This window comes from Roseobacter sp., from assembly GCF_024639605.1.
Taxonomy (GTDB): Bacteria; Pseudomonadota; Alphaproteobacteria; order Rhodobacterales; family Rhodobacteraceae; genus Roseobacter.
This window is the reverse complement of record NZ_JAHEHZ010000008.1, coordinates 1-9,057: the sequence shown is the minus strand read 5'-3', so window position 1 is coordinate 9,057 and position 9,057 is coordinate 1. Positions and strand designations below refer to the sequence as shown.

The 9,057-nt window shown below is 60.2% G+C and carries 8 protein-coding genes; 3 read left to right on the top strand and 5 right to left on the bottom strand.

Features of this window, described 5'->3' with window-relative positions:
- Nucleotide 1: 1 nt before the first annotated feature.
- The 5 genes from Q0M35_RS02140 to Q0M35_RS02120 all read right to left on the bottom strand — a co-directional run bounded on the left by Q0M35_RS02140 (nucleotide 2) and on the right by Q0M35_RS02120 (nucleotide 5,581).
- Nucleotides 2-2,086: an alpha-galactosidase gene (locus tag Q0M35_RS02140; RefSeq protein ID WP_295311730.1), complete on the bottom strand. Its 2,085-nt coding sequence runs from the start codon at nucleotides 2,084-2,086 to the stop codon at nucleotides 2-4.
- Nucleotides 2,083-2,931, bottom strand: a complete 849-nt coding sequence (locus Q0M35_RS02135) for a carbohydrate ABC transporter permease (RefSeq protein ID WP_295311728.1) — start codon at nucleotides 2,929-2,931, stop codon at nucleotides 2,083-2,085. The genes Q0M35_RS02140 and Q0M35_RS02135 overlap by 4 nt, the downstream gene beginning before the upstream one ends.
- A gap of 1 nt (nucleotide 2,932) precedes the next feature.
- The gene (locus Q0M35_RS02130; RefSeq protein WP_295311726.1) at nucleotides 2,933-3,280 is read right to left on the bottom strand and encodes an MmcQ/YjbR family DNA-binding protein; all 348 of its coding nucleotides are present in this window, start codon (nucleotides 3,278-3,280) and stop codon (nucleotides 2,933-2,935) included.
- Nucleotides 3,277-4,203, bottom strand: coding sequence for a sugar ABC transporter permease (locus Q0M35_RS02125; RefSeq protein WP_295311724.1), 927 nt, complete (start codon nucleotides 4,201-4,203; stop codon nucleotides 3,277-3,279). The genes Q0M35_RS02130 and Q0M35_RS02125 overlap by 4 nt, the downstream gene beginning before the upstream one ends.
- Nucleotides 4,204-4,324: 121 nt before the next feature.
- Nucleotides 4,325-5,581 carry an ABC transporter substrate-binding protein gene (locus Q0M35_RS02120; protein WP_295311722.1) on the bottom strand — a complete coding sequence of 419 codons (1,257 nt, stop codon included), beginning with the start codon at nucleotides 5,579-5,581 and terminating at the stop codon, nucleotides 4,325-4,327.
- Nucleotides 5,582-5,825: 244 nt separating this feature from the next.
- Between Q0M35_RS02120 and Q0M35_RS02115 the strand changes: the two genes are divergently transcribed.
- The 3 genes from Q0M35_RS02115 to Q0M35_RS02105 form a co-directional block, all read left to right on the top strand.
- Nucleotides 5,826-6,617, top strand: a complete 792-nt coding sequence (locus Q0M35_RS02115; protein ID WP_295311720.1) for an IclR family transcriptional regulator — start codon at nucleotides 5,826-5,828, stop codon at nucleotides 6,615-6,617.
- A 3-nt stretch (nucleotides 6,618-6,620) separates the two neighbouring features.
- Nucleotides 6,621-7,679: a sn-glycerol-3-phosphate ABC transporter ATP-binding protein UgpC gene (gene ugpC, locus Q0M35_RS02110; protein WP_295311719.1), complete on the top strand. Its 1,059-nt coding sequence runs from the start codon at nucleotides 6,621-6,623 to the stop codon at nucleotides 7,677-7,679.
- A 342-nt stretch (nucleotides 7,680-8,021) separates the two neighbouring features.
- On the top strand, nucleotides 8,022-9,057 hold a 1,036-nt coding region (locus Q0M35_RS02105; protein ID WP_295311779.1), incomplete at its 3' end, for an AMP-binding protein.

Genomic DNA, 9,057 nt, shown 5'->3' with positions numbered 1-9,057 from the left:
CTCACAGGCGTTTTCCTTCAAGCACCCACATGGTGTCCGGGAAGGACCAGGGCAACGAGAGTCCGTTCTGCATCAGCGCGGCACCGGTCAGCACCACCGGTGCGTCTTTGATCGCCATCCGGCCGCGCGACAGACCTGGTGCCGAGGCGCGGTTGCGCAGGCTCACCTCATAGCGTGCCGTCCGGTCGAGCCCTGTGAGACGCAGCGGTCGGGGCGCAATCTGCGCAGAGGTCGCGGCTTTGCCGGCAAAGACAACGAAGCGGCTGCCGTCCGGGGCCTGCTGCTGCTCGGCGATCACCGCAGGGTCGGACGCATCAAGGCGCAGGATGTCCGCCGCCATCATCCAGCCGCGGTTGTCTTTCCACCAGCCGGTGACATCGCGCAGCACCTGCGCTTCGTGATCGGTGAGCTCACGCGGGTCCATCTCGAACCCCATATGCCGCTGCGCTGCTACCCATGCGCGGAATTCGATATCAAGCACGCGCCCCGAGGTGTGGCAGCGGCGAGGCCCCACATGGCTGCCGGTGGCGGCGGCGGGCAGAAAAAGCGCGGCGTTATGCTGTATCTGCAGCCGTTCCAGCGCGTCATTACTGTCGGAAAGCCAGACCCGCTGGGTACGGCTGAGGATGCCGAAATCAATGCGCCCGCCGCCCGACGCACAGCTTTCGATCTCTACATGCGGAAAATCAGCGCGCAGCCTGTCGATCAGCGCATACGATCCGTGGGTCTGGGCCGCATCAGGAAACGGCAGAACCCGGTTGTGATCCCATTTGATATAGTCAACCGGATGCGCGATGAGCAGCGCAGAGATACGGTCGTAGAGAAAATCCCGTACTTCGGGCAGCGCCATGTTCAGCGCTTTCTGGTGCCGTCCGAGGATCTGATCCCCGGCACCCAGTGCCCACCCGGGGTGCGCGCGGTACATGGTGCTGTCCGGGCTGATCATCTCGGGCTCAAACCAGATGCCAAAGCTCATGCCCAGCCCATGCACATGATCAATAAGCGGGCCGAGCCCGTCGGGGTATTTGCGCGGGTCAATCTCCCAGTCCGAGAGGCTTGAGGTGTCATCATCACGCCGTCCGAACCAGCCGTCATCCAGCACGAAACGTTCAGCACCAAGATCCGCAGCGCATGCCGCAATGTCTTTCAGGTGCGACATGTCGTGGTCGAAATAGACGGCTTCCCAGCAGTTGTAATGCACCGGGCGCAGGCTCTCTTTATCCGTCCAGGGGACGATGCGGTCGCGCAGGTGCCGCTGAAACGAGACAGCGGCGCCGTTGAACCCGTCGCTGGAAAAGACAGCATAAAGCGGTGCAGTGCAGAAAGTGGCCGCGGCCCGTGTCTCAATGCCGGCGGCATGCCCGAACTGCACCTGACGGCGTCCGTCAGGCAGCTCTTCAGCGATCATCCGGTGCCCGCCGGACCAGCCGTAGTGAAAGGCATAAGTCTCGCCGCGGGTGTTGGTGGCGCCGCGGGCGGGGATGATCAGACCCGGGAAATGTTCGTGCCCGGTGCGGCCTGTACGGTTTTCCCGGGTGCGGATGCCGGCGCTCCAGGCGGTGCGGTTCGTCTGAAACTCGCCACACCAGCGACCGGCAAAATCGATCATCTCATCCGAATGCTGCGGGGCGGGGAACACCGGCGCCGCCAGCCAGTGCAGATGCAGCGGCCGGTCGGCCTGCAACTCCGCTGAGGCGCGGATCACATGCGTTTCGGGGTCGAGGTCAAAGACGGCAGTATAAGTCAGGCGGTTGTCACTGTCGGCGCAAATTATGCTCAGATGCAGCGGGGTTTCTTCTACAGCCTCGAGGGTAAAGCGCGGCAAAAGCGGCGTGCCGTCTTCATCGTGCACCACCATGCCCGGCTGCCCGGGAAAGCTGCGCGAGGCTTCGGGGCAGATCGAGAGATCGGGGTTTTCATCGAGCATGCCGCCGGTCACATCGGGACGGGACGACTGCACCAGCTGCTCCGGATCCTCATCCGGGGGCAAAGGCGCGCCCCAGTAGACGATCTGCGGAGGACGGCCCCTGAGGGACGTCAGCATCAGCGTCTGCCGCGCATCGTCCAGCCGCCAGCTCGTTTTCACTTCACGGCTCCCAGCGTCAGGCCTGCGATAAAGTGTTTCTGCATCAGGAAAAACATCAGGACCGGGGGCAGGGCTGCCACAATCGACCCCGCGCTCATCAGGTGATAGGCCGCGCGGAACTGCGAATTAAAGGAGGTGATGCCGGCGGTCACTGGCTGGCTTTCGGGTCCCTGCGTCAGCACCACGGCCCAGAAATAATCATTCCATATGAAGGTGAAGATCAGCACAGAAAGTGCCGCAATCGCGGGTTTCATCAGCGGGATGACGACGTACCAGAATATCTTCCATTCTGCGATGCCTTCGACACGCGCGGCCTCGATAAGCTCAAAGGGCAGGGCGCGGATGAAGTTACGCATAAAAAGCGTACAGAACCCGGTCTGAAAAGCGATGTGAAAGAGCACCAGCCCGGTCTTGGTGTTATAAAGCCCCATGTCGAGTGTCAGGTCGCGGACCGGTACCATCAGGATCTGAAAGGGCACGAAGTTGCCCGCAACGAACATGAAGAAAATCCAGATGTTGGATCTGAACCTGTAAATCCCCAGGGCAAAGCCCGCGAGGCAGGAAAGCGCCACAGCCCCGATGACGGTGGGCACAGTGATCAGCACCGAATTGAGCATGTACCGCGGCATGTCCGAATTGGTGAAGACCTGGCCGTAATTGGCGAAAAGTTCAAACGATGACGGCAGGCCCCAGTAGTTACCTTGTGTGAAATCCACTGCGGGCTTGATCGAGAAGATCGCCACTGCAATGAGCGGCAGGAGCCACATGATCAGCGCCAGCGGCAGCAGCGACTGATACGTCAGCTGCCAGGACCGGGAGGTTTTTTCAATCGGTGTCGGAAACATATCAGAGCGCCTCCCGGACGGATCTGGGCAGACCACGACGGATGGTGTCGTAGCTCACGTCGATACGGTGGCGCGCCTCATCTTCAGCCAGCGCAGGCAGGTCGAGCTGCACCCAGGAGCGGTGGAAATAGGGCGCTTTGGCGGCAGCACCTGCGTCGATGAGCATGGCCGCTGTTTCGGTATCGGGGCACTTCACGGAGACATGATCTGTGTTGGCGGCGCGCTGCTCATGGTGCCCGAAACAGGCGAACATTTTGCCGCCGACCTTCCAGGCATCAAGCTCGCCTGTACCGGAAAGGACAGCGCCCGGGCGTTTCGCGCAGAGCGTATCGAAATCCGCGCGGGTCATCGTCCCTTCTCCTCGGACCACATGGACCACAGGAAATAGGCGATAAAGACCAGCATAATCAGAAAGAGCACCACGGCGATGGCCGCACCATAGCCCATGCGGAACCCATATTCGCTGAGCGCTTTTTCGAACATGTAAAAGCTCAGCACCCGCGTCTGCCCGAAAGGGCCGCCGTTGGTCATGATCGAGATGAGATCGAACGAGCGCAGCGCCCCGATGATGGTCACGACAAAGGCAATAAAGGTCGCGGGCTTAAGCTGCGGGATGATGATGTACCACAGCATTTTCCAGCCCTTCGCATTGTCCAGACGCCCCGCTTCGATCTGTTCGGGATCCACGGCGTTGAGGCCGGTGAGATAGAGGATCATGCAATAGGCGGTCTGTGGCCAGAGGCCGGCGGCGATGATCCCGTAGGTGGCCATCGTCGGATCGCCCAGCACATTGACAGGCCCGAGCCCGACAAGCCCCAGCACCCCGTTAAGCAGCCCCTCATTGGGCAGATAGAACCAGGAGAAGACGAGACCCACGACCACCTGGCTGAGCACGAAGGGAAAGAAAAACAGCGATTTGTAGATGCGGATACCCGTCACGGTCTGGTTGAGAAAGAGGGCGATGAAAAGCCCGCCGGGGATCGCCAGCAGATAGAAAAGCAGCCATTTGAGGTTGTTCCAGAGCGAGACCTCAAAGGCGCTGTCATCCATCAGTTCAACGTAGTTTTCCACACCGATAAAGCGCGCCTCGCCCAACCCGTCCCAGTCGTAAAAGGAAATCACGATCGACTGATAAATCGGCCAGATCACGTAAAAGGCGAAAAAGAGGATCGCGGGCGCGAGAAAGAGCCAGGGCGTAACGGCAATCTCGTTGCGCTTGTACCAGCTGCGCTGTGGCGGCGTGGTATCCGGTACGGCAGGGCTCGATGTCATCGGAAGTCTCCCGGTCTGGCGCGGCGCTCACGGCTGCACGCAGTGCGGTGCGTGCCGTCGACAGTGTCGCACAGTGGCGGCGGTGGCCCGGGCGCAGGTGCGCGCGCCCGGACCGGTGGGATTACTTATAAACCCGGGCCTGAACCTTATCGAGACGGTTCAGGATATCGTCGAGGTTGTCAGGAAAGACCATGAATTCCTGCAGGCCCTGCATGGCTTCTGCAGCCATTTCCGCCGGATAGTCGCGGTCAAAGAACTGCGCGACACCGCCGGGGCTGTTCGAGCTGAGCATGGCAAAGCCCTCGTTGAGGAACTTGTCATCATCCACGGAGGCACTGGCGTTCACGGGAAGCTGCCCGAGGTTCGCGCCATTGTTGATCTCTGTCTGGACATCCGCGGAAACCACATAGCGCAGGAATTCGCGCGCGGCTTCCTTGTTCGAGGCGTTTGCCGGGATGTGGAATGTGTCGGTCGGCGCGTCTTCGGCCAGTTCGACATCCGGGTTGATGGCCGGGAACTGATAGAAATCGAGCTTGTCGTCATCAAGACCTGCTTCACGCAGCGGTGCCACGGCGAAGTTGCCCATCAGATAGGCGGCTGCCTCGCCATTGGCCATGAAGGGCAGGGCCTCCTGCCAGGAGTAATTCTGGTGGTTCTCGACATAGGCGCCCATGTCGATGAGTTCACGCCAGTTGGCAAAGGTCGCCCGCACACGGTCGTCGGTCCATTTCACCTTTCCTGCGGCGAGATCCATGTGGAAATCAAATCCGTTGGTGCGCATGTTGAGATAGTCAAACCAGCCGCCCGCGGTCCACAGAAACTTGGAGCCGATGGTATAGCACGCGCGCCCGGAGTCGATGATCGTCTGGCAGTTGGATTTCATCTCCTCAAAGGTCGCAGGCTCAGAAAGCCCGAGCTCTTCATAGATGTCTTTACGGTAATAAATGCCCCACTGATAATACGTGTAAGGCACGCCCCACTGTTTGCCGTCTATGGTCATCGCCCCTTTGGTGGAGGCCAAGTTTTCGGCAATTTCCGGCTCTGCCCAGAGATCGGAGACATCTTCAAAGAGGCCTGCATTCACGTAGGGGGTCATCCGGTTGGCCGCGTACCATGTCGCCACATCCGGGCTGTCTGCGGTCAAAAAATTGCGGATCTGAGTTTTATAAGCTTCGCGATCGATCACGGTGGTGGAAATCTCAAGATCGGGGTGCAGCGCACCGAAATCCGCGATCATCTTTTCCATCGTCGCGCGCGGCGCGGGGTTGGATGTATCGAGGAAAATCTTGAGCTCTCCCGAAAGGTCGGCGGCAGCAGCACCGGCGAGCATGGTTGAGCCGGCAAGTGCCATCAGAGTTGATCTGGTGGTGAAACGCATTGTGTCCTCCCTAAGGTACGTATGCTTTGGTGTTCGTCCCCCCGGTTTTGCGCCAATAATCCCGCAGGATGGTTTCATTATTTGGAACCAGGTTTTATATATTGAAAACTACAGCGCAATATGCCTAGACTGTCAACAGTCTTCTTGGCCGTGGTCGCGAAGCTCAGCACCCGGGGGAGGCTTCGGACAGACCGCGCAAGGCCGGTTCGCAACGGGGTGCATTTTATATGGGGAGTCCGCTGAGATGTCCGGAGACGGCACCGTTGGCAAAGCGCTGGATGTACTGGATCAGGTGGCCGCCTTTGGCCGCCCCGTGCGGTTCGGCACATTGCTGGCGCAGAGCAGTTATCCCAAAGCGACCCTTTACCGCTTTCTGCAGACCCTGACCTCGCAGGGAATGCTGGAATATGATGCAGAACATCAGACCTACAGCCCGGGCGTGCGGCTTGTCCGGCTGGCCCACGCTGCATGGACGCAAAGCTCACTGGCGCCGATCGCGCGGCCTGCACTGGACAGGCTGAGTGCTGAGGTCGGGCACACTGTACACCTGGCACAACTCGACAATGCGCAGGTGCTCTATGTCGATAAGCGCAACGCGACCCACCCGGTCGAGATGTTCAGTGACGCAGGCAAGGTGGGTCCGGCCTATTGCACAGGGGTGGGCAAGGCGATGCTCGCGTTTCTGCCTGAAGAAGAGCTTGAGCGCGTTATCCGGCAGCAGTCGTTTCACCGGTTTACCGAATACACGCTGACCACGCCCGCCGCACTGAAAGCCGAACTGCACAAAATCCGCCGGCGCGGATACGCCTTTGACCGCGAAGAGCACGAGCCCGGCATCATCTGCATCGCCCATCCGGTTTTGACCGGACAGGGCAGGGTACTGGGCGCGCTGTCGGTCACCGGCACGACAGAAACCATCTCGCTGGACGCACTTGAAGCGCTCGCCCCGCGACTCGCCGGGGTCGCACAGGCCGTTGCCGCTGATGCTCAGGCCTGGCGGTTTCCCGATTCAACCATGCAAAACACAGGGACGTAATCCATGACAGGTGTCACGCTGAAACAGGCGATCAAACGCTATGGCGATGTGCAGGTGATCCACGGGATCGACCTGGAGATCGAAGACGGTGAATTCTGCGTTTTTGTCGGCCCCTCGGGTTGTGGCAAGTCCACGCTGCTGCGGATGATCGCGGGGCTCGAAGAAACGAGCGCCGGAGAGATCCGCATCGGCGCGCGCGATGTCACCCGGCTTGATCCCTCTGACCGGGGCGTCGCAATGGTTTTTCAGACCTATGCGCTTTATCCTCATATGACCGTGGGTGAGAACATGGGCTTCGGTCTCAAAATGAACGGTGTGCCGGCAGCTGAGATCAAAGAGAAAGTCGCAATGGCGTCGGATATTCTCAAGCTCGGCCCCTATCTTGATCGCAAGCCCAAAGCGCTCTCCGGCGGACAGCGGCAGCGTGTGGCCATCGGGCGGGCGATCGTACGTGGCCCGGAGGTGTTTCTCTTTGATGAACCTTTGTCGAACCTCGATGCTGAACTGCGTGTGGAGATGCGGGTCGAGATTGCCAGGCTGCACAAAGACATCGGAGCAACGATGATCTACGTGACTCACGATCAGGTCGAGGCGATGACGCTTGCCGACAAAATTGTCGTGCTGCGCGCCGGCAGGATTGAGCAGACGGGCGCGCCGCTTGAGCTTTACCGCGACCCGGACAACCGCTTTGTAGCGGGCTTTATCGGCTCTCCTGCAATGAATTTTCTGGACGGAAAGGTCGTGCCCGGCGGTGTCCGGGTGCCCGGACTGGACCGTACCGTGGCCGTGGAGGCACAACTGCCCGCTGCGGGCACCGCCGTCACGCTGGGCGTGCGCCCCGAGCATCTGGAGGTCCGCAGAGGTGAAGGCGCACTGAGCGCTGAGCTTTCGGAGGCGCTGGGCGGGGTCTCTTATCTGCATCTCGACACGCCTACCGGCGAGCGCATGATTGTGGAAGAACGCGGCGATGACCGCGCCTCGGAGGGCGATACGGTCGATGTCATTTTTGAGCCACGCCGTGCAATGATCTTTGACAATGAATCCGGATTGCGCATCAGATAGGCGCACTGCCGTTCTTTGTGTGATTTGCTTTAGGTCTAAAATATTTTTCCTTGAAGCATATTGCGACTCACCCTAACGTCACTGACAGGTGCGGCAGCGCTGTTGCGGCACCTGCGGGCGGGAGTGAGCAATCCGAATGATCGAATACCTGTCATCATCTGAGCCGATGTCGCGCGCGCGGGCCCGGGAGGGCCGGGAATATCGCAAATATGATCCTGCGCATATCCATGTATATGGTTCAGGATGCGAAAATATTGCATTTGGACAAGTGCCTGTACCCGCTCTGACCACTGTTCTGACATCTTCCGGCTCACCGTCAGGTCGGTCTCACGGTGAACAGACCTGATGCGCGCCTCCGCCCACACCGACACTTTTGCGCGGGATAATCTGCCGCCGGCAGAGAACTGGCCGGATTTGATTCTCGACGGTTTTGACTATCCGGACCGGCTGAATGCCGCCGTGGAGCTGACGGATGCAATGGTCGCCAAAGGCTTTGGCGATCATACCGCGCTCATCGGCAACGGAAGGCGCCGGACCTATAAAGAGCTTGCGGACTGGACCAACCGGCTGGCGCGCGCGCTGGTGGAGAACCTAGGCGTGAAACCGGGCAACCGGGTCCTGATCCGTTCGGCAAATAATCCCGCTATGGTCGCCTGCTGGCTTGCGGCAACGAAGGCCGGGGCCGTGGTCGTCAACACCATGCCGATGCTGCGTGCGGGCGAGCTTTCCAAAATCGTGGACAAGGCCGAAATCAGTCACGCGCTCTGCGACACGCGGCTGATGGATGAGCTGACCGCCTGCGCGAAGACCAGCGGCTTTCTCAAATCGGTCGTGGGGTTTGACGGTACCTCCAACCATGACGCGGAACTCGACCGTCTGGCGCTGGAAAAACCCGTTCAGTTCGCGGCAGTTGATACAGCGCAAGACGACGTGGCGCTGCTGGGGTTCACCAGCGGCACGACGGGCAGTCCCAAGGCCACAATGCATTTTCAGCGTGATCTGCTGATTATCGCCGACGGTTATGCACGCGAAGTACTGGGGGTGACGCCTGATGATGTTTTCGTGGGCTCGCCGCCGCTGGCTTTTACCTTCGGGCTTGGCGGGCTGGCGATCTTTCCGCTGCGCTTTGGCGCGGCGGCAACGCTGCTCGAGACAGCCTCGCCGCCCAATATGATCGAAATCATCGAGAAATACCGCGCCACAGTTTGTTTTACCGCGCCCACCGCTTACCGCGCGATGCTGAGCGCCATGCAGGAAGGCGCCGACCTCTCCAGCCTGCGGGCGGCCGTTTCGGCGGGCGAGACACTGCCCGCGCCGGTCTATCACGACTGGCAGAAACAGACAGGCAAGCCGATGCTCGACGGGATCGGGGCGACGG

Coding starts and splice junctions, on each gene's coding strand:
- Q0M35_RS02135 (WP_295311728.1), bottom strand. CDS start 2,931: ATGTTTCCGACACCGATTGAAAAAACCTCCCGGTCCTGGCAGCTGACG.
- Q0M35_RS02130 (WP_295311726.1), bottom strand. CDS start 3,280: ATGACCCGCGCGGATTTCGATACGCTCTGCGCGAAACGCCCGGGCGCT.
- Q0M35_RS02125 (WP_295311724.1), bottom strand. CDS start 4,203: ATGACATCGAGCCCTGCCGTACCGGATACCACGCCGCCACAGCGCAGC.
- Q0M35_RS02120 (WP_295311722.1), bottom strand. CDS start 5,581: ATGCGTTTCACCACCAGATCAACTCTGATGGCACTTGCCGGCTCAACC.
- Q0M35_RS02115 (WP_295311720.1), top strand. CDS start 5,826: ATGTCCGGAGACGGCACCGTTGGCAAAGCGCTGGATGTACTGGATCAG.
- ugpC (WP_295311719.1), top strand. CDS start 6,621: ATGACAGGTGTCACGCTGAAACAGGCGATCAAACGCTATGGCGATGTG.